Annotated in this window: 23 protein-coding genes; 9 read left to right on the forward strand and 14 right to left on the reverse strand. The window is 71.1% G+C overall.

The window, feature by feature from the left end:
- Positions 1-174: 174 nt before the first annotated feature.
- Positions 175-591 carry a hypothetical protein gene (locus ABZ659_RS17425; protein WP_360220050.1) on the reverse strand — a complete coding sequence of 139 codons (417 nt, stop codon included), beginning with the start codon at positions 589-591 and terminating at the stop codon, positions 175-177.
- A gap of 128 nt (positions 592-719) precedes the next feature.
- Here ABZ659_RS17425 and ABZ659_RS17430 point away from each other — a divergent pair, with 128 nt between their 5' ends.
- Positions 720-1,367, forward strand: coding sequence for a uridine kinase (locus ABZ659_RS17430; protein ID WP_360220053.1), 648 nt, complete (start codon positions 720-722; stop codon positions 1,365-1,367).
- A gap of 274 nt (positions 1,368-1,641) precedes the next feature.
- On the opposite strand, the gene ABZ659_RS17435 is transcribed toward ABZ659_RS17430, so the two are convergent.
- Complete coding sequence (locus ABZ659_RS17435; RefSeq protein WP_360220056.1) at positions 1,642-2,433, reverse strand: SigE family RNA polymerase sigma factor; 792 nt, start codon at positions 2,431-2,433, stop codon at positions 1,642-1,644.
- Between the two features lie 183 nt (positions 2,434-2,616).
- Here ABZ659_RS17435 and afsQ1 point away from each other — a divergent pair, with 183 nt between their 5' ends.
- The 5 genes from afsQ1 to ABZ659_RS17460 all read left to right on the forward strand — a co-directional run bounded on the left by afsQ1 (position 2,617) and on the right by ABZ659_RS17460 (position 6,460).
- Positions 2,617-3,294: a two-component system response regulator AfsQ1 gene (afsQ1, locus tag ABZ659_RS17440; RefSeq protein WP_360220059.1), complete on the forward strand. Its 678-nt coding sequence runs from the start codon at positions 2,617-2,619 to the stop codon at positions 3,292-3,294.
- Between the two features lie 89 nt (positions 3,295-3,383).
- On the forward strand, positions 3,384-4,904 hold the full coding sequence (locus ABZ659_RS17445) for a HAMP domain-containing sensor histidine kinase (protein WP_360220062.1): 1,521 nt from the start codon (positions 3,384-3,386) through the stop codon (positions 4,902-4,904).
- Positions 4,904-5,521 carry a hypothetical protein gene (locus tag ABZ659_RS17450; protein WP_360220065.1) on the forward strand — a complete coding sequence of 206 codons (618 nt, stop codon included), beginning with the start codon at positions 4,904-4,906 and terminating at the stop codon, positions 5,519-5,521. The genes ABZ659_RS17445 and ABZ659_RS17450 overlap by 1 nt, the downstream gene beginning before the upstream one ends.
- A 96-nt stretch (positions 5,522-5,617) precedes the next feature.
- The gene (locus ABZ659_RS17455; RefSeq protein WP_360220068.1) at positions 5,618-6,169 is read left to right on the forward strand and encodes a VanZ family protein; all 552 of its coding nucleotides are present in this window, start codon (positions 5,618-5,620) and stop codon (positions 6,167-6,169) included.
- Between the two features lie 87 nt (positions 6,170-6,256).
- Positions 6,257-6,460 (forward strand): PspC domain-containing protein, encoded by a 204-nt coding sequence (locus tag ABZ659_RS17460; RefSeq protein ID WP_360220071.1) that lies wholly within the window; start codon positions 6,257-6,259, stop codon positions 6,458-6,460.
- 83 nt (positions 6,461-6,543) lie between these two features.
- Here ABZ659_RS17460 and ABZ659_RS17465 read toward each other — a convergent pair whose 3' ends face one another.
- Both ABZ659_RS17465 and ABZ659_RS17470 read right to left on the reverse strand, forming a co-directional pair.
- Positions 6,544-6,912, reverse strand: a complete 369-nt coding sequence (locus tag ABZ659_RS17465; RefSeq protein WP_360220074.1) for an ATP-binding protein — start codon at positions 6,910-6,912, stop codon at positions 6,544-6,546.
- 168 nt (positions 6,913-7,080) lie between these two features.
- Complete coding sequence (locus ABZ659_RS17470) at positions 7,081-8,220, reverse strand: adenosine deaminase (protein WP_360220077.1); 1,140 nt, start codon at positions 8,218-8,220, stop codon at positions 7,081-7,083.
- Positions 8,221-8,550: 330 nt separating this feature from the next.
- Between ABZ659_RS17470 and ABZ659_RS17475 the strand changes: the two genes are divergently transcribed.
- Complete coding sequence (locus ABZ659_RS17475; protein ID WP_360220080.1) at positions 8,551-9,309, forward strand: alpha/beta hydrolase; 759 nt, start codon at positions 8,551-8,553, stop codon at positions 9,307-9,309.
- A gap of 51 nt (positions 9,310-9,360) precedes the next feature.
- Here ABZ659_RS17475 and ABZ659_RS17480 read toward each other — a convergent pair whose 3' ends face one another.
- Positions 9,361-10,323, reverse strand: a complete 963-nt coding sequence (locus tag ABZ659_RS17480; RefSeq protein ID WP_360220083.1) for a LysR substrate-binding domain-containing protein — start codon at positions 10,321-10,323, stop codon at positions 9,361-9,363.
- 63 nt (positions 10,324-10,386) lie between these two features.
- Here ABZ659_RS17480 and ABZ659_RS17485 point away from each other — a divergent pair, with 63 nt between their 5' ends.
- Together ABZ659_RS17485 and ABZ659_RS17490 are read left to right on the forward strand one after the other, a co-directional pair.
- Positions 10,387-11,658, forward strand: a complete 1,272-nt coding sequence (locus ABZ659_RS17485; RefSeq protein WP_360220086.1) for an MFS transporter — start codon at positions 10,387-10,389, stop codon at positions 11,656-11,658.
- Positions 11,659-12,278: 620 nt separating this feature from the next.
- Entirely contained in the window at positions 12,279-13,295 is a 1,017-nt protein-coding gene (locus tag ABZ659_RS17490) for a sigma-70 family RNA polymerase sigma factor (RefSeq protein WP_360220089.1), read from the forward strand.
- Here the strand turns inward: ABZ659_RS17490 and ABZ659_RS17495 are convergent.
- From ABZ659_RS17495 to ABZ659_RS17535, 9 genes are all read right to left on the reverse strand, one after another.
- A complete protein-coding gene (locus ABZ659_RS17495) occupies positions 13,179-13,565 on the reverse strand; it encodes an STAS domain-containing protein (RefSeq protein WP_360220515.1) in 387 nt (128 codons plus the stop codon). The two genes, ABZ659_RS17490 and ABZ659_RS17495, sit on opposite strands and share 117 nt — an antisense overlap.
- Positions 13,561-14,139: a Uma2 family endonuclease gene (locus ABZ659_RS17500; protein ID WP_360220092.1), complete on the reverse strand. Its 579-nt coding sequence runs from the start codon at positions 14,137-14,139 to the stop codon at positions 13,561-13,563. Before ABZ659_RS17500 ends, ABZ659_RS17495 begins: the two co-directional genes overlap by 5 nt.
- 95 nt (positions 14,140-14,234) lie before the next feature.
- The gene (locus ABZ659_RS17505; RefSeq protein WP_360220095.1) at positions 14,235-15,512 is read right to left on the reverse strand and encodes a thymidine phosphorylase; all 1,278 of its coding nucleotides are present in this window, start codon (positions 15,510-15,512) and stop codon (positions 14,235-14,237) included.
- Positions 15,513-15,595: 83 nt separating this feature from the next.
- A complete protein-coding gene (locus ABZ659_RS17510) occupies positions 15,596-15,988 on the reverse strand; it encodes a cytidine deaminase (RefSeq protein ID WP_360220097.1) in 393 nt (130 codons plus the stop codon).
- Positions 15,985-17,259: an ABC transporter permease gene (locus ABZ659_RS17515; RefSeq protein ID WP_360220100.1), complete on the reverse strand. Its 1,275-nt coding sequence runs from the start codon at positions 17,257-17,259 to the stop codon at positions 15,985-15,987. The genes ABZ659_RS17510 and ABZ659_RS17515 overlap by 4 nt, the downstream gene beginning before the upstream one ends.
- A complete protein-coding gene (locus ABZ659_RS17520; RefSeq protein ID WP_360220103.1) occupies positions 17,256-18,380 on the reverse strand; it encodes an ABC transporter permease in 1,125 nt (374 codons plus the stop codon). Before ABZ659_RS17520 ends, ABZ659_RS17515 begins: the two co-directional genes overlap by 4 nt.
- Positions 18,380-19,996: an ABC transporter ATP-binding protein gene (locus tag ABZ659_RS17525; protein WP_360220518.1), complete on the reverse strand. Its 1,617-nt coding sequence runs from the start codon at positions 19,994-19,996 to the stop codon at positions 18,380-18,382. Before ABZ659_RS17525 ends, ABZ659_RS17520 begins: the two co-directional genes overlap by 1 nt.
- 365 nt (positions 19,997-20,361) lie before the next feature.
- Positions 20,362-21,411 carry a BMP family ABC transporter substrate-binding protein gene (locus ABZ659_RS17530; RefSeq protein ID WP_360220106.1) on the reverse strand — a complete coding sequence of 350 codons (1,050 nt, stop codon included), beginning with the start codon at positions 21,409-21,411 and terminating at the stop codon, positions 20,362-20,364.
- A gap of 310 nt (positions 21,412-21,721) precedes the next feature.
- Positions 21,722-22,780 carry a BMP family ABC transporter substrate-binding protein gene (locus tag ABZ659_RS17535; RefSeq protein ID WP_360220109.1) on the reverse strand — a complete coding sequence of 353 codons (1,059 nt, stop codon included), beginning with the start codon at positions 22,778-22,780 and terminating at the stop codon, positions 21,722-21,724.
- Positions 22,781-22,784 lie beyond the last annotated feature (4 nt).

Genomic DNA, 22,784 nt, shown 5'->3' on the forward strand with positions numbered 1-22,784 from the left:
CGGGGTCAAGGGTCGGCCGCAGGCCGATCGGCGCAGCCGACGCGGAGCGACAGCGCAGCGCCCTTGAGGCCGGGACGCGGAAGCACGACCCTGGCCAAAGAAGCGGGCGGCCCCCACGGCAACTTGTCCGTGCGGGGTGCCCCCAACCCGGCACCCAGCCCCCCCGAGGGGCGTTCAGCCCCCCAGCAACCCCGCCACCTGCCCTACCTGCCTCACCCCCGGAAGGCTCCCCACCGACGGTGCCTGGGCGACGGGGCGGGTCAGAGCCTGGGACGTCAGCGGCTGGAAGTCGGCGAGCTGTGTGCCCACGCCGTTGTCGAGGGGGTCGACGCCCGTGCCCGCGAGGGGGTTGGGCTTGAGGCCCGCGAGAGGGCCCGTGACGTAACCGACCGAACCGGTGAGGGCCTGGACACCTGCCTGGGGGTCGATGTTGCCGAGGGAGGTGGGCCGGTAGTTCACCATGCCCAGCATCTGCTGGGCGTCCGCCGCCGCGGACGTGGCGGTGCCCGCGCCGAGGGCTACCCCGGCGAGGGTGAGGACGGCGAACGTCCGTCGGGGAGTGGACTGTGAGGAGTCGTTACGGGCCGTCATTGCCGTCCACCTTTTCTGCCGCGCTGGGTAATCGGGTCGACACGAAGGGTATTTGACACGTGACGTGGGCTTCAAAGCCGACCCGCTGAGTCGTTGACTGGGCGGGGGATGCCTCACACTGGTGTCCCGTGAGTCCCCATCCGCCCATACCCGCGCGAGTCGTGCTGCTCTGCGGCCCTTCCGGCTCCGGCAAGTCCCTCCTCGCGGCCCGCTCCGGCCTCCCGGTGCTACGGCTCGACGACTTCTACAAGGAGGGCACCGACCCGACGCTCCCCCTCGTCACGGGGAGCGCGGACATCGACTGGGACCACCCCGACTCCTGGGACGCGGACGCCGCCGTCACCGCCATCACCGAGTTGTGCCGCACGGGTCGTACGAACGTCCCGGTGTACGACATCTCGCTGAGCGCCCGTACCGGCGAGGACGGCGTCGACATCGGGCGGACCCCGCTGTTCATCGCGGAGGGCATCTTCGCCGCCGAGATCGTCACCCGGTGCCGTGAGCTGGGGGTCCTCGCCGACGCGCTGTGTCTGAGCCGGGGCCCGGTGAAGACGTTCCGGCGCCGCTTCCTGCGGGACCTGAAGGAGGGCCGCAAGTCGGTGCCGTTCCTGCTGCGCCGCGGCTGGCGGCTGATGCGGCAGGAGCGGACGATCATCGCCCGGCAGACGGCACTGGGCGCCCACGCCTGCGACCGCGACGAGGCGCTGGGCCGCCTGGCGTCGGCGGCGGGCCGCTGCCCGTCGTCGTCCCCGTCCTCCCCGCAGACGGCGGCGTGAGGGCGTAGCGGCGCACACAGAACAGCGGGACTGGATGGACCCCCCGGCCCTCCAGTCCCGCTCTCCGCGGGGCTCCCCCGAACCCCTGTGGTGCTCCCCCGTGTTCCCCTTTCCCCGCTCCCCCTTACTCCCCCGTGCTTCCCCCGTGATACCCCGTGGTGCTTCCCCCGTGGGGTGAGGGTGAGGAATCCCCCCCGGGTTCCCCGTCCTCGTAGTCAGGAGTCCCGGGCATCCCCCGTGATACACCCCGGCCCCGAACTTCTCTGGATTTTTTTCACGCGACCAGTTCGCCGAAGGCGGCCTCCTGGTCACGGCCGAAGCTGAGGACCTCGTCCTCGCGCAGCCGGCGCAGCGAGCGCCAGATGCTGGACTTCACCGTGCCCACGCTGATGTCGAGGATCTCCGCGATCTCCGGGTCCGTGCGGCCCTCGTAGTAGCGCAGGACCAGCATGGTGCGCTGGAGTTCGGGGAGCCGGGCGAGCGCCTGCCACAGGACCGCGCGCAGTTCGGTGCCGCGCATCGCGTCCGTGTCGCCGACGGTCTCCGGCAGTTCCTCGGTCGGGTACTCGTTCAGCTTGCGGCGGCGCCACGCGCTGATGTGCAGGTTGGTCATCGTGCGGCGCAGGTAGCCGCCGACGGCCGCCTTGTCGGTGATCCGGTCCCACGCGCGGTACGTCGAGAACAACGCGCTCTGGAGCAGGTCCTCGGCCTCGAAGCGGTCGCCGGTGAGGTGGTAGGCGGTGGCGTACAGGGAGGCGCGGCGCTCCTGGACGTAGGCCGTGAACGCGGCTTCCGCGTCCGCGGACGGCGTCGCCGGGCGGCGCTCTCCCGTTTCCTCCCGGTACGCGGTTCCCCCGTGCGCTTCCCCCGTGGGCGCGTCAACCACCGTCATGAAGGCGGTGTGCTGACGCCCGGTGCCGCGCACGCACCCCCGCCCTCCCCCAAGCTCTCGGCTCCGCTCGAGCAGGGAGGTCCCCCCATCGGCACCGGACTTCTCGGAACCCCGGCTCACGTCGTGCAGCCGAGTGATCACTGCGCTGGTGCTGTTGCCGTGCAGCGTGTTCATCTCGCGCCCCCCGTCGTGGACTTCCGGTGTTCGGTCTGGCTTCCGTGCTGTGTCGAGAATCCTGCCTCGGGCACTTCATCGCCGTGTCCGTCGACTGTCACAGACCTGTCACAGGGGCGCGTCGTACGGCCGTAGCCGTACAGGTGTCGAAACCCCCACCCCCCATGGGCCAGAATGACCCCCGTGCCTTCCCTGTTGCTGATCGAGGACGACGACGCCATCCGTACGGCCCTGGAACTGTCATTGACGCGCCAGGGACACCGGGTCGCGACCGCTGCCAGCGGTGAGGACGGTCTGAAACTGCTCCGTGAGCAGCGGCCGGACCTGATCGTGCTGGATGTGATGCTGCCCGGCATCGACGGGTTCGAGGTGTGCCGTCGCATCCGGCGCACGGACCAGCTGCCCATCATCCTGCTGACCGCGCGCAGCGACGACATCGACGTGGTGGTGGGCCTGGAGTCCGGCGCCGACGACTACGTCGTCAAACCGGTGCAGGGACGGGTGCTGGACGCCCGGATCCGGGCGGTGCTGCGGCGCGGCGAGCGGGAGGCGAACGACGCCGCGACGTTCGGCAGCCTGGTGATCGACCGGGCCGCGATGACCGTCACGAAGAACGGTGACGATCTCCAGCTCACCCCGACCGAACTGCGGCTGCTGCTCGAACTGAGCCGACGGCCGGGGCAGGCGCTGTCCCGGCAGCAGTTGCTGCGGCTGGTGTGGGAGCACGACTACCTCGGTGACTCGCGGCTGGTGGACGCCTGTGTCCAGCGGCTGCGCGCCAAGGTCGAGGACGTGCCGTCGTCGCCGACCCTGATCCGTACCGTGCGTGGTGTCGGCTACCGGCTGGATCCGCCTCAGTGACCCACCAGCAACATGAGCGACAAGAGCACGGTGATGAACGCGACGGGCACGGCGGGCACGGCGAGCCGCGTGGCTGGGTCGGCGCCCTCATGCGCAAGGGGATATGGTCCCGGCTCCGCCTGACCAGTCTGCGGCTGCGGCTGGTCGTGGTGTTCGGGCTGGTCGCGCTGACCGCGGCGGTGTCCGCGTCGGGGATCGCCTACTGGCTCAACCGGGAGGCGGTGCTCACCCGCGCCCAGGACGCCGTACTGCGCGACTTCGAGAGCGAGATGGAGAACCGCGCGGGCGCGCTGCCCGAGCACCCCACGCGGGACGAGTTGCAGCGGGCCGCGGGTCAGATGGCCACCGGTGGTCAGCACTTCACGGTACTGCTGGTCGCCGAGGACGCGAGCGGTCTGCCGGTGTACGGCGGTTCCGGGGGCCTGAACGGGTTCGCGCTGGCCGACGTGCCGGAGTCGCTGCGCGCCGCCGTCAACGAGGAGCAGCCGGTCGACTCCGGCAACGCGTCGCCGTACCACCTGTACTGGCAGCGGATCGTCGACGACGGCACCCCGTACCTGGTGGCCGGGACGCGGGTGATCGGGGGCGGGCCGACCGGGTACATGCTGAAGTCGCTGGAGCCGGAGGCGAAGGACCTGAACTCGCTGGCGTGGTCGCTCGGCATCGCCACCGCGCTGGCGCTGATCGGCTCGGCGCTGCTCGCGCAGGCCGCCGCCACGACCGTACTGAAGCCGGTGCACCGGCTGGGTGTGGCCGCGCGGCGGCTCGGCGAGGGGCGGTTGGACACCCGGCTGCGGGTGTCGGGGACCGATGAACTCGCCGACCTCTCGCGGACGTTCAACAGTGCCGCGGCGGCCCTGGAGAAGCGGGTCGACGACATGGCCGCGCGGGAGTCCGCCTCGCGGCGGTTCGTGGCGGACATGAGCCATGAGCTGCGTACCCCGCTGACCGCGATCACCGCGGTGACCGAGGTGCTGGAGGAGGAGCTGGAATCGGAGGGCGGCGGTATCGACCCGATGATCGAGCCCGCGGTGCGGCTGGTGGTGAGCGAGACGCGGCGGCTGAACGACCTGGTGGAGAACCTGATGGAGGTCACCCGCTTCGACGCGGGCACCGCCCGGCTCGTCCTCGACGACGTCGACGTGGCCGACCAGATCACCGCCTGCATCGACGCCCGCGCCTGGCTGGACGCGGTCGAGCTGGACGCCGAGCGCGGCATCCACGCCCGGATCGACCCGCGGCGTCTCGACGTGATACTCGCCAACCTGATCGGCAACGCGCTCAAGCACGGCGGGTCGCCGGTGCGGGTGTCGGTGCGGGACGCGGACGACTCGGTGACGATCAGGGTGCGGGACCACGGGCCCGGCATCCCGGAGGACGTGCTGCCGCACGTCTTCGACCGGTTCTACAAGGCGAGCGCCTCCCGGCCGCGCTCCGAGGGCAGCGGGCTCGGGCTGTCGATCGCCCTGGAGAACGCGCACATCCACGGCGGCGAGATCACCGCGGCCAACTCTCCGGACGGCGGCGCGGTGTTCACGCTGCGACTGCCCCGGGACACCTCCGAGGACGTGGACTCGGAGAAGGGCACGGCTCGGGAGGGGGACGCGTGATGGGCGTACGGCGGAGGATGGTGTTCCTCCCCGTGCTGACCGGGCTGGCCGCGGTGCTCGCCGGGTGCGGGATACGGCCTACGGAGGTGCCGACGGACTTCGGTCCGGCGCCGTCGCGGGCGCGGTGTTCGCTCGCGGGGCCCGACGTCGCCAACCAGACCTCACGCGGGATGCCGGTGCGGGTGTTCCTGCTCTGCGGGTCGTCGCTGGTCGCGGTGGACCGGACGATACGGGTTCCCGAGGTCGACTCGGAGACCGGGCGGCGGGTGCTGGTCGCGCAGGGCCTGCTGGACGAGCTGGCCCGTACGCCGACGACCGCGGCGAGGGAGGCCGGGTACGCCACCGCCGTACGGCCCGGTACGAGGGTCAGCGGGCCGCGGCGCGGGGACCCCGAGGACGCCCTGCGGCTGAGCAGCGCGCCGGGTGACCTGTCGGCGTACGCCCTCGCGCAGATCGTCTGCACGTTCTCCGACTCGGCGGCGGCGGGCGAGGTCGACGGGTCGGTGGTCCTGGGCGGGCCGGAGTCGGAGACGTTGCGCCGGTACGAGTGCACGGAGGGGGTGCGGGCGCGGCCGGGCGCGGGGGAACCGCCTTCCGGGGAGGTGTCGGCCGGGTGAGCGCGCGGGGGTGTCCTGGGGGTGTGGTGTATGCCTCATGAAGGCGGAGGGCGACATCCCGGAACCGATCGTGCCGAAGGCCGCGTCTAGGGGGGCGTGCAGCGTCAAGGCTCCATGGGCGGCAGCGCCGCGATCCACGTCCGTGTGACAGGGGGTGTCCTCCTCGTCGCGTATCTCGCGTTCGTCGCCTGGTTCACGCTGCGCCCCCTGGACGTCCCCTGGGTGATGCCCGCCAACCTGCGGCCCTTCGCCGGTATCCGGGCGGATCTCGCGCTGGGCTGGAGGCAGGCGGCGCGGTGCGTCGGGGAGGGGCTGGCGCTGCTCGCCCCGCTGGGCGTGCTGCTGCCGCTGGCGGGCGGCAGGCTGACCGTGTCGCCGTGGGCGTCGCTGTTCCGTACGGTCGCCGCCGGGGCCCTGCTGTCGCTGACCATCGAGCTGTTGCAGACGGGCGTGCCCGGGCGGGTCGTGGACGTCGACTCGCTGCTGCTCAACACCGCGGGCGTGGGGCTCGCCCACCTCGCCGTCGTGCCGGTCACCCGTGCCTGGCTGCGCCGCCGGTGCGCGTCGGGGCCGCGGGTGCCGCCCGTGGCGGACGAGGTGGGTCAGGGGCGGACCCCGACGATTCCCAGGGTCGGGATCGCCCCGTAGAGCGACGCCTCTCCCGCTTCGTTTGCCTACTGTTGGGGGTAGCAGAGACGAATCGACGGACACACACGGTGTCCCGAAGGAGGAGCCATGTCCCGCCTCGCCCGCCCCACCAACGGCCGCGTGATCGGCGGCGTGTGCGCCGCGCTGGCCCAGCGCTTCGGCACCTCCGCGAGGACGATGCGGGTGATCTTCCTGGTCTCCTGCCTGCTGCCGGGCCCGCAGTTCCTGGTCTACCTCGCGCTGTGGTTCCTGCTGCCCGCGGAGGACAAGGCCACGCGTACGGCGTGGTAGTGCGCCGCGTGCGCACGCCGACGGGGCGCACCCCTTGGGTGGGGGTGCGCCCCGTCGGCGTGTGCGGGGGGGGCGGGGCGGGGTCAGCCGCCCAGCGGGATGCCGTTGACCGGCGTGCCCTGGACGGGCAGGCCCTGCGTCGGGAGTCCGCCGAGGAGCGCGGCGGCCGGGCCGGTCGGGCCCTGGGCGAGCAGCTGCTGGACGGCGGGCTGCGCGGCCGTCAGCCCGGCGCCGACCGCCCGCTGGCCCTGCGCGAGCGCCCCGCTGCTGCCCGGCACCGTCTGCTCCAGGTTCTGCGCGGGCAGCGCGCGGACGGCGGTGTCCAACACCCGGTTGCTGACACCGGCGACATCGGGGGCGGCGTTCGCGGCACCCGTGCCGGCGGCGGCGAAGGCGGCGCCGAGGGCGGCGACGCCGAGGGTCTTTGCGGTCGTGGCGGCAGACTGCTTCATGGTGAATAACGTCCTTGGGAACGAACTGAATGGGAGCGGTCCAGGAACGTAAACACGGCAAGCCGTTCGCCGCAAACATCGAAATGCGGATGGGCGGGGAATTGCGGGTGGTATGCGGCGGAGCGGGCTTGTTGTGGGTTTGAGGCTAATGCGCTGGCCAGGAGCCTTTCAGCGGAACAGCCATTCGGATTTCAGGGTGGCGTATCCGGGCTTGATCACGTCATTGATCATGGCCAGTCGTTCATCGAAAGGGATGAATGCTGACTTCATAGCATTGACGGAGAACCACTGCATGTCGTCGAGCGTGTAACCGAACGCGTCGACAAGGTGCTCGAATTCCTGGCTCATGCTGGTGCCCGACATCAGGCGGTTGTCCGTGTTGACCGTCGCGCGGAACTGGAGCTTGCGCAGCAGCCCGATGGGGTGCTCCGCGTAGGAGCTGGCGGCGCCCGTCTGGAGGTTGGAGCTGGGGCACAGCTCCAACGGGACGCGCTTGTCGCGGACGTACGCGGCGAGGCGGCCGAGGGTGACCGTGCCGTCGTCCTGGACCTCGATGTCGTCGATGATGCGCACGCCGTGGCCGAGGCGGTCCGCGCCGCACCACTGGAGCGCCTGCCAGATCGACGGCAGTCCGAACGCCTCACCGGCGTGGATGGTGAAGTGGTTATTCTCCCGCTTGAGGTACTCGAAGGCGTCCAGGTGCCGGGTGGGCGGGTAGCCCGCCTCCGCGCCCGCGATGTCGAAGCCGACGACGCCCAGGTCCCGGTAGCGGTTGGCCAGTTCGGCGATCTCCAGGGCGCGGGCGGCGTGCCGCATCGCGGTGAGCAGGGCGCCGACGCGGATGCGGTCGCCGTTCGCCTGCGCGCGCCGTTCGCCCTCGCGGAAGCCCTCGTTGACCGCCTCGACGACCTGTTCCAGGGTGAGCCCGGCCTCCAGGTGCTGTTCGGGGGCGTAGCGGACCTCGGCGTAGACGACGCCGTCCGCGGCCAGGTCCTCCGCGCACTCGGCGGCCACCCGGACGAGCGCTTCGCGGGTCTGCATGACGCCGACCGTGTGCGAGAACGTCTCCAGGTACCGCTCCAGGGAGCCGGAGTCGGCGGCCTCCCGGAACCAGACGCCGAGCTTCTCGGGGTCGGTCTCGGGGAGCCGTGTGTAGCCCGTCTCGTGGGCCAGGTCGACGATCGTGCCGGGGCGCAGGCCGCCGTCGAGGTGGTCGTGCAGGAGGACCTTGGGGGCGCGGTGGATCTGCTCCGGGGTCGGGGAGTTGGCTGCCCTGGTGGTGTGGGTCCGGTCAGTCTCGCTCGTCATTTCCGCACTCTAGCGCCTACGCGCGTAGATCGTGCGCTGAATCGCGGCTTCGGCGGTTCCGGTTCGGGGCTCGTGCGGGTCCGGTTCGGGGCTCGTGCGGGTCCGGTGCGGGGCTGGGGAGGTTCGGGGTACGCGGCTCGCGCGGGTTCGGGGCTGAGGCTGGGGCGGTTCGGGGTACGCGGCTCGCGCGGGTTCGGGGCTGAGGCTGGGGCGGTTCCGGGTTCGGGGCTTGTACGGTGCCCCACTTCGCGGCTTGTACAGTTCCGCCGATATGTAACGGTGACCGCACGGACGGGTGGCGTATACCCGCGATTCTGACACTGTTCTGTCATGGTGCAGCAAGCGACGGCGGCCCGCAGGGCCCGGCTGGGGCGGGTGTTCGGACCGGTACCGACGGCGGTGAGCGGCGTGGCGCTGCTGCTGCCCGCGGGCGACGAGGTCTCGGGCCGCAAGCCCTCCCCCCTCGCGGTCGCGTCCGTCCGCGCGCTGGGGCGGCGGCTGGCGCGGGTGGGGCGGGCGCAGGGGCTCGCCGTCCACGTCGTCCACTACCGCTACCGCGGCTGGAACGGCAGCGAGGCGCATCTGGCGCGGGACGCGGCGTGGGCCGTCGACGAGGCCGTACGGCTCTACGGTGACGTATCCGTCTGTCTCGTCGGGCGGGACATGGGCGCGCGGGCCGCGCTGCACGCGGGCGGGCACGAGGCCGTCAACTCCGTGCTGGCGATCGCGCCCTGGCTGCCGGAGGACGATGTGGCGGCGGCGCCCGAGCCGGTGAAGCAGCTCGTGGGGCGGCAGGTGCTGATCGTGCACGGCACGAACGACGAACGGACCGATCCGGAGCTGTCGTTCCGGCTGGCGGCGCGGGCGAAGAAGGCGAACCGGGAGGTGTGCCGGTTCGAGGTGCACTCCGACCGGCACCGGTTGCGGCAGCACCGGGCGGAGGTGGCGGCGCTGTCGGAGGACTTCGTGATGGGGGCGCTGTTCGGGCGGGCGTTCTCGCGGCCCCTGCGGGACGCGTTCGCGGCGCCGCCGCCGTTGGGGTTGCGGATGCCGTTGGCCGCGGGGTTCGGGGGGAGTTGGCGGCGGTAGGGGGGTGCCCTGGGGGCGGTGGGGGGAGCGGTAGGATGCGGCTTGTTCGGGTTACGGCAGCAGGTTGCCCCTTCTCGACAGCAGGAACTTCTTGAACGCCGCGACCGGTGGGGTGTCCGGGTGGCCCTCCAGCCAGGCGACGCCGATCTCGCGCGCGGCGCGGGGTGCGGTGACGGAGAGTTCGACGACGCCGGGGCGGGGGACGGCCGGGGGCGGGAGGAGGGCGACGCCCAGTCCTGCCGCGACCAGGCCCCTGAGGGTCTCCGCCTCCTCTCCCTCGAAGGCGATGCGCGGTCTGAAGCCCGCCTCGTTGCAGAGGTCGTCCGTGATGCGGCGCAGGCCGTAGCCGGGTTCCAGGGTCACGAACGCCTCGTCGGCGGCCTCCGCGAGGCGGACGCGCCTGCGGGCGGCGAGGCGGTGGTCGGCCGGGACGACCAGGCGCAGCTTCTGCTCGTCCAGGCGGCGGGCGACCAGGTCGGGGTCGGTGGGGACGGGTGAGGTCAGGCAGAGGTCCAGTTCTCCGGCGCGGAGGCGTTCGATCATGGCCTCGCCGTAGTTCTGGACGAGGCTGAAGCGGACCCTGGGGTGGTCGGCGCGGAAGGCGTGGATCAGGCCGGGGACCGTCTCGGCGCCCATGGTGTGCAGGAAGCCGAACGCGACCTTGCCGGTGGCCGGGTCGGCGTCGGCGCGTACCTCCTCCACGGCGCGTTCCACCTCCGCGAGGGCGCGCTCGACGTGGGTGAGGAAGGTGCGGCCCGCGGGGGTGAGGGAGACGGTGCGGCCGTGGCGGGCGAACAGGTCGACGCCGAGGTCGTGTTCGAGGCGGACCAGGGCGCGGGAGAGCGTGGACTGGGGGACGTTCAGCTCCTGGGCGGCGCGGGTGACGTGCTCGGTGCGGGCGACTCCGGCGAAGTGGGCGAGGCGGGGGGCGAGGCGCGTGACGATGTCTGGTGCGTCACTCGTTGTGTCACTGGTTGGTGACAGGCGGGGCTGGGAGCTGGCTTGATGCGTCACGGGAACGATTATGGAGGTTCTGTGCATTGGACGGATGAGGCAGGGCGTTCGTAGGTTCGGGGTATGTCTCCTGCCAGTACCGGGGCGTCCACGGTCGTGGGCGCCGTCTCCGTCGCCGTTGATCCTGTCCCTGTTCCCGCTGTCCCCGACGGACGTATGGAGCCGGGTGGTCCCGGTTACCGGCGGATGAGCTTCGCGCTGTTCCTCGCCGGGGTCGCCACCTTCGCGCTGCTGTACTCCACGCAGGCGCTGCTGCCGTTGGTCTCCGGGGAGTTCGGGGTGACGGCGAGTGCGGCGAGCTGGACGGTGGCGGCGGCGACGGGTGGGCTCGCGCTGTTCGTGCTGCCGATGAGCGCGCTGTCGGAGCGGTTCGGGCGGCGTGCGGTGATGACGGGGTCGCTGGCGGTGGCGGTGGGTGTGGGGCTGGTGGTTCCCTTCGCGCCGTCGTTGCCGGTGTTGGTCGCGTTGCGGGCGGTGCAGGGCGCCGCGCTGGCCGGGCTGCCCGCGTCGGCGACGGCGTACCTGGCGGAGGAGGTCCGGCCGAGGGCGCTGGTCACGGCGATCGGGCTGTTCGTCGCGGGCAACAGTGTGGGCGGGATGAGCGGGCGGGTCATCACCGGCTGGGTCGCGCAGGAGTGGGGCTGGCGGGTCGCCGTCGGGGTGATCGGGGTCGTCGCGGTGGGGTGCGCGGTGGCGTTCCGGCTGCTGCTGCCGTCGCCGCGGCACTTCGTGGCGGGGTCGTTGCGGCCGGGGGTGCTGGTGCGGACGGTACGGGAGCACCTGGGGAATCCGCTGCTGCGGCGGCTGTACGCGATCGGTGCGCTGTTCATGACGGTGTTCGGGGGCGTGTACACCGTGATCGGGTACCGCCTGACGGAGGCGCCGTTCTCCCTGCCGCAGGGGGTGGTGGGGTCGATCTTCCTGGTGTACCTGGTCGGGACGGTGTCGGCGTCCGGTGCCGGGCGGCTGGTGGGGCGGCTGGGGCGGCGGGGTGCGCTGTACCTCGCCGGGGGGACCACCGCGGCCGGGCTGCTGCTGTCCCTGACGGACTCGCTGGGGGCGGTGCTGGCGGGGCTGGTGCTGATCACCGCCGGGTTCTTCGCGGGGCACGCGGTCGCTTCGTCGGCGGTGAGCAAGACGGCGTCACGGGGGCGGGCGCAGGCGGCCGCGTTGTACCAGTCCGCGTACTACATCGGGTCCAGTGCGGGGAGCACGGCCGGCGCGATGGCGTTCCACGCGGGGGGCTGGGGTGGGACGGTGACGGTCGGGCTGACGGCCGTGGCCGGTGTCGTCGCCATCACCGTGGCGGGGTCACGGGCGGCTGCCCGGGCGTGACGTATGCCTGCGGCGGCCTGTGGCTGTTTGGTGGGTGGCTGGGGTAGCGCTGTCCGCCCGGGGGTGGTGCGGGGCCGCGCCGGGGGGTGTCCGTCCTCGGAACCGCGCGGGCTGTGGGCTTCGGGGGTGTACGGGGTTTTCCGCGCGAACCACTGCGGGCGGACACCCCCCGACACGTCCCCTTCCGTGGTACGGCGACTGCGGGCCGTCGCCCACATCCGGCCTGGGTGCGGGCCGTCGCCCGGATCCGTCCTCGCTGGGGGCCGTCGCCCCCATCCACCCTCGCTGCGGGCCGTCGCCCACACCCACCCTCGCTGCGGGCCGTCGCCCACACCCACCCTCGCTGCGGGCTCGCCTGCCGCCCTGGCTGCGGGCAGTCGTGCCGCTGGGGCGATGGGGTCCCCCTGCTCGACGTGCCTGGGGGGAGGCACCCCGCCAGCGCCGGGCGCCCGGCCCGCCCTCGCGCCAGCGGCCACGTCGGGGCGGAGGAAGAACACCCCAACCCCTGCTGACCTGCTACTTCTCCGCTCCGGACGCCATTGTCAGTGGGCTGCGGTAGCTTCCAAGGTGCCGGGCGCGATGGGCGCTACCGGAATGCCACAGGGGTGGGTGGACGGACGATGAGCAACGGCACGGCGACGACGACGGAGCTTGAGGCGGAGCTGGAGAAGTACCGCGTCGAGCTGACCGGGTACTGCTACCGAATGCTCGGATCCTCGTTCGAGGCCGAGGACGCGGTGCAGGACACGATGGTCCGGGCCTGGCGGAGCTACGAGAAGTTCGAGGGGCGGTCCAGCCTCCGGTCGTGGCTCTACCGCATCGCGACGAACGTGTGCCTGGACTCGCTCACCGCGGGCAACAAGCGCGCCAGACCGATGGACCTGACAGAGGCCACCCCGCTGGCGCAGGCGGCGCTGTCGCCGCGTCCCGATCACACCTGGCTGGAGCCGATGCCGGACGCCCGAGTGCTGCCCACCACCGCGGACCCGGCGGAGGCCGCCGTCGCCAAGGAGTCGGTGCGGCTGGCGTTCATGGCGGCGTTGCAGCAGCTGCCGCCCAAGCAGCGGGCGGTGCTGATCCTGCGGGAGGTGCTGGCGTGGAAGGCGAGCGAGGTGGCCGAGTTGCTCGGCACTTCGGTCGCGTCGGTGAACAGCGCCCTCCAGCGGGCCAGGGCGACCCTCGCCGAGCGGGCGGACAGCGGCGCTGACGCGGCCGTGTCCGACCCGCTGGACGAGGAGCAGCAGAAGCTGCTGGAGCGGTACGTCGCGGCCTTCGAGGGCTACGACATGACCGCGCTGACGGCGCTGCTGCACGAGGACGCCGTCATGACGATGCCGCCGTTCGACCTGTGGCTGCTCGGTCCGTCGGACATCACCGGGTTCATGACGACGTTGGGCGCGTCGTGCGCCGGGTCGCGGCTGCTGCGGGTGGAGGTGAACGGGCTGCCCGGGTTCGCGCACTACAAGCCGGACGAGGAGGCGGGTGGTTTCACTCCGTGGGCGGTGCAGGTGCTGGAGATCTCAGGGGGACGCATCACTGGGTTCCACTGCTTCCTCGACACCAAGCGGTGGTTCCCGCTGTTCGGGCTGCCCCTCCACCTCGAAGCGGAGACCGACCAGGTCGAGGAGGGCAGGTAGTCCGGGGGCGGGGTTACGGAGGCGGATGTGGCCTCCGGCCCGTTTCGCCGTGAGTTGGAGGCGGGCGAGGAGGTCGACGGTCGTCAGGCCGGGTGGTCCGAGTCCGGCGACATCGCAGACGACGACTCTGACGGCGGCCCCCTCCAGCCGTACCCGTACGTCCTCACAGAGTCCCGTCACCTCGTCCCGGGTGACGGGGCCTACGAGCACGAGTTCGGCGGGTGTCTTGGCGTCCACGATCGGTAGACCGGGTGGACGCCGCGAACTAATCGGCGGGGAACTCCGACGTGTCGATGACCAGGTCAAAGGGGGCAGGCAGCTTGATCGGCTCGCCGAACTTGGCCGTGCTCAGGGGGCGGTAGACGTCGCCCTTCGGGTCTCCGTAGAGCGTCGCGGTGGCGCCTTCCGGAGCCCAGCGGTCGACCAGGAGGTAGAGGGGGATACCTGCGGTGGCGTAGGCGGCGGGCTTGGTGATGCGGTCATGACGGGCATTGGACTGGGAGGTGATCTCCACGACCAGTTCGGCCAGGGCGGCTGGCATGTGCCTCTCTGTGTCCTCCCGGACCGGCGCCACTACAAGGTCTGGGATGAACATGCCCATACGTGAGGGAATGGCGATGCTCTGCGTCTGGAACACCTCCCAGTCCTCGGGGATCACCGAGAGCAGACGACGATGGATGCGTGCCGCAGTGAGGTTGTGACGGTACGCGGGAGAAGGTGACACGGTGATGATCCCCTCGATGATCTCCACCTTGCTGCCCTCAGGCCATTCCATCTCCTCCCAGAAGCGGACGAGGTCGTCCCAGTTGTGCTCGGGGTCATGGCTGACGGTGAGTGCGCTCATGGCGGTCCCCTATCGGTGCGTCACCGGGTCCAGCATGGCGAACGGGACCGGTGCTGGTCCACCGATCCCGTTCACCCGAATGAGGAAACCGCTGGTCAGGCAATACGTTCCAGCACCACGGGGGATGCCGTGAAGTCCGTGCCGGGCTGCGCGATGTCGTAGGCGTTCGTGAGGGAGTCCAGGGCATACGCGAAGCGGTCGGGGGTGTCCGTGTGGAGGGTCAGGAGGGGCTGGCCCTCGGTGACCGGGTCGCCGGGCTTGGCGTGCATCTCGATGCCTGCGCCTGCCTGGACCGGGTCCTCCTTGCGGGCGCGGCCCGCGCCGAGGCGCCAGGCGGCCACGCCGATGTCGTAGGCGTCCAGGCGGGTCAGTGTGCCGGACGCCGGGGCCTTGATCACGTGCTGTTCGCGGGAGGTGGGCAGGGGGGCGTCCGGGTCGCCGCCCTGGGCGGTGATCATGCGGCGCCAGACGTCCATCGCCGAACCGTCGGCCAGGGCCTTCGCCGGGTCGGCGTCGTGGATGCCCGCCGCCGCCAGCATTTCGCGGGCCAGGGCCAGGGTGAGGTCTACGACGTCCGCGGGGCCGCCGCCGGACAGGACCTCGACCGACTCTCGGACCTCCAGGGCGTTGCCCGCGGTGAGGCCCAGGGGGGTGGACATGTCCGTGAGGAGGGCCACCGTGCGGACGCCGTGGTCCGTGCCCAGGCCCACCATCGTGGCCGCCAGCTCGCGGGCGTCCTCGATCGTCTTCATGAAGGCGCCCGTGCCTACCTTGACGTCCAGGACCAGGCTTCCGGTGCCTTCCGCGATCTTCTTGGACATGATGGAGGAAGCGATCAGGGGGATCGCCTCCACCGTGCCCGTGACGTCACGGAGGGCGTACAACTTCTTGTCGGCGGGGGCCAGGCCGTCGCCCGCCGCGCAGATCACCGCGCCGGTGGTGTCCAGGACGTTCAGCATCTCGGCGTTGGAGAGCAGGGCCCGCCAGCCCGGGATCGACTCCAGCTTGTCCAGGGTGCCGCCGGTGTGGCCGAGGCCCCGGCCGGAGAGCTGCGGGACCGCCGCGCCGCAGGCCGCCACGAGGGGGGCGAGGGGGAGCGTGATCTTGTCGCCTACGCCGCCCGTGGAGTGCTTGTCGGCGGTGGGACGGGTGAGGGAGGAGAAGTCCATGCGCTCGCCGGAGGCGATCATGGCCGCCGTCCAGCGGGCGATCTCGCGGCGGTTCATGCCGTTGAGGAGGATGGCCATGGCGAGCGACGACATCTGCTCGTCGGCGACCTCGCCGCGGGTGTACGCGTCGATGACCCAGTCGATCTGCGCGTCGCTGAGTTCGCCGCGGTCCCGCTTGGTGCGGATGACGGAGATGGCGTCCATGGCCATGGGGTTCCTTACCTTCCGAGTGGTTCAGGAAGTGTGCGGCCCCTCCGGGTGTGGTCCGGAGGGGCCGCAGTATCGCGTCAGGTGGTGAGGTGGTCGGGGCCGAAGGCCTGGGGCAGCATCTCGGAGAGCGGGAGGATGCCCGCGGGGGTCTCCAGGAGCAGGTCCGGGCCCCCGTGTTCGTAGAGCAGTTGGCGGCAGCGGCCGCACGGGACGAGGATGTCGCCCTTGCCGTCCACGCAGGTGAAGTGCGTGAGGCGACCGCCGCCGGTGCGCTGGAGTTCCGAGACCAGGCCGCACTCGGCGCACAGGCCGAGGCCGTACGAGGCGTTCTCCACGTTGCAGCCGGAGACGGTGCGGCCGTCGTCGACCTTCGCCGCCACGCCGACCGAGTAGCCCGAGTAGGGGGCGTAGGCGTGGGTCATGGCCTCGCGTGCCACCTCGCGCAGGGCGTCCCAGTCGGCGTCGGTCACTTGCCCTGTCCCTTCCGGTACGGCAGGCCGTCCGCCTTCGGCATCCGCAGGCGCTGCGCCGAGAGGGCCAGGACCAGGAGCGTGATGACGTAGGGGGTGGCGGAGACGACCTGGTTGGGGACCTCGTTGGTGCCCGCGTACCAGGCGAAGACCGCCGCGCCGACGACCAGGGTGATCACCGCGGGGACGTAGCTCTTGCGGATCGCCAGCCAGATCGCGCCGATCAGGAGGAGCAGGGCGCCGAGGAGGAGGAGCGCGTGGACGTTCTCCGAGCCGCCGCGGAGGTTGAGGCTGTCGGTGTAGCCGAACAGGCCCGCGCCGATCGCCAGGCCGCCCGGCATCCAGTTGCCGAAGATCATCGCGGCGAGGCCGATGTAGCCGCGTCCGCTGGTCTGGCCCTCCAGGTAGAAGGGGTTGGCGACGATGGAGAGGAAGACGCCGCCCAGGCCCGCGAGCGCGCCGGAGACGATCACGGCGATGTACTTGTACTTGTAGACGTTGACGCCGAGGGACTCGGCGGCGATCGGGTTCTCGCCGCAGGACCGCAGGCGCAGACCGAACGGGGTGCGCCACAGGACGTACCAGGTGCCCGGGATCAGCGCCACCGCGACCAGGGTCAGCCAGGAGACGTCGGTGACCAGGCCGCCGAGCAGGCCCGCGATGTCGGAGACGAAGAACCAGCCCTGGGCGTTGAGGTCCCGGAGCCAGTCGGAGAGGCCGGGGACCGTGAAGTGGCCGAGGGAGTCGACCGGCGGGGACTGCTTGGCGGAGCCGCCCTGGTGGCCCTCGAAGGCGAGGGGGGCCAGGTAGCGGGTGGCGCCCAGGGCGAGGATGTTGATGGCCACGCCGGAGACGATGTGGTTGACGTTGAAGGTGACCGTCACGATGGCGTGCAGCAGGCCGCCGAGCGCGCCGCCCGCGAGGCCGACGAGGACGCCGCTCCACGGGCCCCACTGGAAGCCCGCCCAGGCACCGAACCAGGTGCCGAGGATCATCATGCCCTCAAGGCCGATGTTGACGACGCCCGCCCGCTCGGCCCAGAGGCCGCCGAGGCCCGCGAGGCCGATCGGTACGGCGAGCTGGAGGGCGGTGGACATCTGGCTGACGTTGGTGATGCCGTCCGCGCCGGTGATGATGCGGACGAGCGAGGTCAGTGCCAGCGCTCCGGCGATGACCAGGAGCAGGACCGGCAGGGAGAGGCGGCGGCCGGTGGGTGCCGCGGGCGTCAGCGTCGGCTGGTTGACGTCGGTCGCCGAGGTCGTCGTGGTCATCGGCCAGCCACCTCCTTCGTGGTGTTGTTGTCGACGCCGAGCGCGTGCCCGGCGGCCAGTTCGGCGCCGACCTGGCGCTGCTGGCGGCGCAGGCCCCATTCGCGTACGGCTTCGTAGGAGACGACGACCGCGAGGACGATCACGCCCTGCATGATGACGGCGATCTCCTTGTCGTAGCCGTGGAAGTCCAGCTCGGGCGACGCCTTGTCGAGCCAGGCCCACAGGAGGGAGGCGAAGGCGATGCCGACCGGGCTGTTGCGGCCGAGCAGGGCGATGCCGATGCCGAGGAAGCCGATGCCGGTGGGGAAGCTGCGGCTGAAGGTGTGGGTGTCGCCCATGAGGATCGGCAGACCCGCGAGACCGGCGACGGCGCCGGAGATCAGCAGGGCGGAGAGCACCATCCGCTTGGGGTCGACGCCGCTGGCCGCGGCGGCGGTCTGGGAGGCGCCGGAGGCCCGCAGGTCGAAGCCGAAGCGGGTGCGGTTGAGGACGACCCAGTAGCCGACGCCGAGCAGGGCGGCGAGGACGACCAGGCCGTAGATCTCGCCCGCCGCGCCCATGTCGATACCGGGGACCCAGCCGGACTCGGACATCTCGCCGGTGGTGCTGTTGTTGCCGACCTTCTCGCCGAAGACGTCGGGCAGCCACATGTAGGAGATGAGGGAGACGGCGACCGCGTTGAGCATGATGGTCGCGACCACCTCGCTGACGCCCCGGGTGACCTTCAGGATGCCAGCGATACCGGCCCACAGCGAGCCGGTGAGGGCGGCGGCCAGGAGCAGCAGCGGGATCTGGATGACCGACGGCAGGTCCATGTGGGCGCCGACGATGGCGGCGATCATGGCGCCGAGCTGGTACTGGCCGTCGACGCCGATGTTGAACAGGTTCATCCGGAAGCCGATGGCCACCGCGAGCGCCGCGATGTAGTACATCGAGGCCTGGTTGATGATCAGGACCTGGATGTCGGAGAACGTGGCCTGCTCGAACATGATCGAGAACGGCTCGAACGGGTTCTTGCCGGACGCGACCAGCACGATCGCGCTGAGCACGAAGGCCACGGCGAGCGCGATGACCGGACCGGCCAGCGCGAGGAGCACGCGCTCCTTGTCGAACTTCTTCATCAGCGGGCCTCGTCTTCCGGAGCCTCGGGGGCCTGGGCCGGGGTCTCGGGGGTCTCTTCGTGTGCGAGGTGTCCGGAGGCCGCGCCGGTCATGGCGGAGCCCAGCGCCTCCGGGGTGATGGTGGCCGGGTCGGCGTCCGCGACCAGCCTGCCGTTGTAGACCACCCGGAGGGTGTCCGACAGGCCGATCAGCTCGTCCAGGTCGGCGGAGATCAGCAGCACCGCGAGGCCCTCGCGGCGGGCGGCGCGGATGTGGTCCCAGATGGCGGCCTGGGCGCCGACGTCCACACCGCGGGTGGGGTGGGCGGCGATCAGGAAGCGCGGGCCGCTGCTCATCTCACGGCCGACGATCAGCTTCTGCTGGTTGCCGCCGGACAGGGAGGCGGCGGTGACGTCGATGCCGGGGGTGCGGACGTCGTACTCCTCGACGATCCGGCGGGTGTCCTCCTGGGCGGCCTTCGGGTTCAGCCAGACGCCCTTGGCGTTGGGCCGTTCGGTGACGTGGCCGAGGATGCGGTTCTCCCAGAGGGGGGCCTCCAGGAGCAGGCCGTGGCGGTGGCGGTCCTCGGGGATGTAGCCGATGCCCTGCTCGCGGCGTTTCCGGGTGGGCCAGGCGGTGATCTCCTCGCCGGCGAGGGTGATCGTGCCGGAGTCGGCGTGCCTGAGGCCGATGAGGGCGTCCACCAGTTCGGTCTGGCCGTTGCCCTCGACGCCCGCGATGCCGAGGACCTCGCCCGCGTGGATGGTGAAGCTGATGTCGTCCAGCAGGGCCTTGCCGCTGGGGGCGGCCAGGTGGAGATGGTCGACGGTGATGACGGGGCGGTCGGTGACCGTGGACTCGGCGGTCTCCGGGGTGGGCAGTTCGCTGCCGACCATCATCTCCGCGAGCTGGCGGGACGTCGTCTCGGCGGGGACCGCGGTGCCGACGGTGGTGCCGCGGCGGATGACGGTGATCTCGTCGGCGACGGAGAGGACCTCGCCCAGCTTGTGCGAGATGAAGATGACCGACAGGCCCTCGGCGCGCAGTTCGCGCAGGTTGGCGAAGAGGGCGTCGACCTCCTGCGGGACCAGGACCGCGGTGGGCTCGTCCAGGATCAGGGTGCGGGCGCCGCGGAAGAGGACCTTGAGGATCTCCACGCGCTGGCGGGCGGCGACGCCGAGTTCCTCGACCAGGCGGTCCGGCTCCACGCCGAGGCCGTAGCGGTCGGAGATCTCCTTGATCTTGCGGCGGGCCTTGGCGCCGATGCCGTACAGCTTCTCGCTGCCGAGGACCACGTTCTCCAGGACCGTGAGGTTGTCGGCGAGCATGAAGTGCTGGTGGACCATGCCGATGCCGCGGGTGATGGCGTCGGCGGGCGAGTGCAGGGTGACCTGCTCGCCCTCGATGGTGATGGTGCCCTCGTCCGGCTTCTGCATACCGTAGAGGATCTTCATCAGCGTGGACTTGCCCGCGCCGTTCTCGCCGACGAGGGCGTGGACGGTGCCCTTGCGGACGCTGAGGTGGATGTCGTGGTTGGCCACGACGCCGGGGAAGCGCTTGGTGATCCCGGCGAGTTCGACGGCGGTCTGCTGACCGTTGACCGCCGCTCCGGCCGGAGGGCTGCTGGACGCGTTGATGGCGCACACTCCTGGGGACGGGGGTCGTCTACGCGCGTAGCGCCCCTACGGCATTCAAAGGGTCGACGCACCGCTGACAACGGGGTACGGGGAGAGGCCTCTTCCGTGGGAAAAGCCTCCCCGTACCCCGTTGAGCGGACGTAACCCCGCGGTTACACGCTGCTCAGGGTCTCGGGCATGTCTCGTGGATCCGGTCGGTGTCCCGGGTCCCGGCACAGGTGGCCGCCGCGCTGCCGTCAGTCGCCATGGCCCCGCCACGACTCCCTCCTCCGCCTCGCGGCCGCACCCGCCGGACCCCGGTCGGGCTGGCCACAACCTACCGCCGATCTACGGCGTTCCGGCCCATCGAGCGACCCCCTGTTTCGTCAGCTCGACTTGACCTCGATCTCGCCGCTGATGATCTTCTCCTTGGCCGTCTCGATGGCCTTCTGGAGGTCGGCGTCGCCCTTGAACGCGGGGTTCGAGTCGGACAGGCCGACCTCGCCCGTCTTCAGATCGCCCTTGACGATACCGGTCGCGGGGCTTCCGTCCTCGACCGACTTCGCCAGGTTGTAGACGGCCTTGGCGACGTCCTTCATCGCCGAGGTGAGGATCGAGTCCTTGTACCGGGCGAGGGCTTCCTGCTCGTACTGGTCGGAGTCGACGCCGATCGCCCACACCTTGTTGGCGGCGGCGGCCTCGATCACGCCCTGGCCGGAAAGACCGGCCGCCGCGTACACGACGTCGGCCTTCTTCTCGATCTGGCCCTCGGCGGCCGACTTGCCCTTGTCGGGGCTGGAGAAGCCGCCCTCCTCGGCCGTCTGGGTCAGGTACTGCGAGAGCACCTTCACCTTCGGGTCGGTGTCCGTCACGCCCTGCTCGAAGCCCGCCTGGAACTTGTGGATCAGCGGGATGTCCACACCGCCCACGAAGCCGACGGTGTTCGTCTTGGTGGACTTGGCCGCGGCGACACCGGCCAGGTACGACGCCTGCTCCTCGGAGAAGACCAGGTCGGCGACGTTGTCGGCCTCGATGGTGGCGTCGTCGACGATGCCGAAGGTGGTGTCCGGGAACTTCTCCGCGGCTTCCTTCACGGCGGCGGCGTACGCGTAGCCGACGCCGATCACCGGGTTGTAGCCCTGCTTGGCCAGCGAGGACAGCCGCTGGGCCTTGTCGGCGTCGGTCTCGCCGTCGGTGGGCTCGATGTCGGCCGTCTGGTAGCCGAACTCCTTCTTCGCCTGCTCCAGGCCCGCGAAGGCGGCGTCGTTGAAGGACTGGTCGCCCTTGCCGCCGACGTCGTACGCGATGGCGAGGCCCTTGTCACCCTTTGACTCCGAGGAGGCGTTGTCGGAGGAGGTGCCGCCGCAGGCGGAGAGGGCGAGGGCCAGAGAGGCGGTCGCTGCGCCTGCGACCGTGATCCGGGAAATCCGGCGCATTGTGGTGCTCCTGTCGTACTGGCGGGTCCGGAGAAGAAGGGGGTACCCACACTTCCCGGGGTCGCTTAGCGCCGGGACGGTTCAGCAACGGCGCTGGCTTTTCCGCAGATTAACGCGCGTAGACCTGCCTGAAAACCCCTTCTGTCCGCCTTGTTATGTCCCCGTGTTCTGGGGGGCGGAGAGCTTGGTCACAGGCCCTGGGGAGGGTGGCGGTGGGTGACGTCCCGGTCGCGGGGTGGTCCGGGCACGCCGAAGCGGGCGGGGCTGGGGGCGCCCGCCCGCTTCGTGCGTGTGGTACGACCGGTGACGGCTACTCGGTCTTGACCTTGATCGAGCCGTCGATGATGCCTTCCTTGGCCTTGGCCACGGCGTCCTGGAGGCCCTCGATCTCGGCGAACTCCGGGTTGGAGTCGGACAGGCCCACGCCGTCCACCTTCAGGTCGAAGGTCTGCGTGCCGGTCAGCGGCTCCCCGTCCTCGACGGACTTGGCCAGCGCGTACACGGCGCCGCCGACGTCCTTGAGGGCGGAGGTGAGGATGTAGTCCTTGTACGCGGCGAGGGCTTCCTGCTCGTACTGGTCGGAGTCGACGCCGATCGCCCAGACCTTGGCCTTGGCCGCGGCCTCGATCACACCCTGGCCCGACAGACCGGCCGCCTGGTAGACGACGTCGGCGTTCTTCTCGATCTGGCCCTCGGCGGCGGCCTTGCCCTTGTCGGGGCTGGAGAAGCCGCCCTCCTCGGCCGTCTGGGTCAGGTACTGCGAGAGCACCTTCACCTTCGGGTCGGTGTCCGTCACGCCCTGCTTGTAACCGGCCTCGAACTTGTGGATCAGCGGGATGTCCACACCGCCCACGAAGCCGACGGTCTTGGTCTTGGTGGCCTTGGCGGCGGCGACACCGGCGAGGTACGAGGCCTGCTCCTCGGCGAAGACGAGGGAGGCGACGTTGTCGCCCTCGACGACGGAGTCGATGATGCCGAAGGTGGTGTCGGGGTACTTCGCGGCGACGGCCTCCATCGCGGGGCCGTAGGCGAAGCCGACGCCGACGACGGGGTTGTAGCCCTGCTTGGCGAGGGAGGCCAGCCGCTGCTCCTTGTCGGCGTCCGTCTCGCCCTCGGTCGGCTCGATGTCGGCGGTCTTGTAGCCGAACTCGTCCTTGGCCTTCTCCAGGCCCGCGAACGCGGCGTCGTTGAAGGACTGGTCGCCCTTGCCGCCGATGTCGTAGGCGATGGCGAGGCCGAGGTTCTCCTTGCCACCGTCGCTGCCGCTGTCGTTGTCGCTGTCACTGCTGGTACCACCGCAGGCCGTGGCGGCGAGCGCGAGCGACGCGATCCCCACCGCGACGCGGGTCAGTCTGGATATCCGACGCATCGTG

The organism is Streptomyces sp. NPDC006997, from assembly GCF_040635175.1.
In the GTDB taxonomy this organism is placed as follows: domain Bacteria; phylum Actinomycetota; class Actinomycetes; order Streptomycetales; family Streptomycetaceae; genus Streptomyces.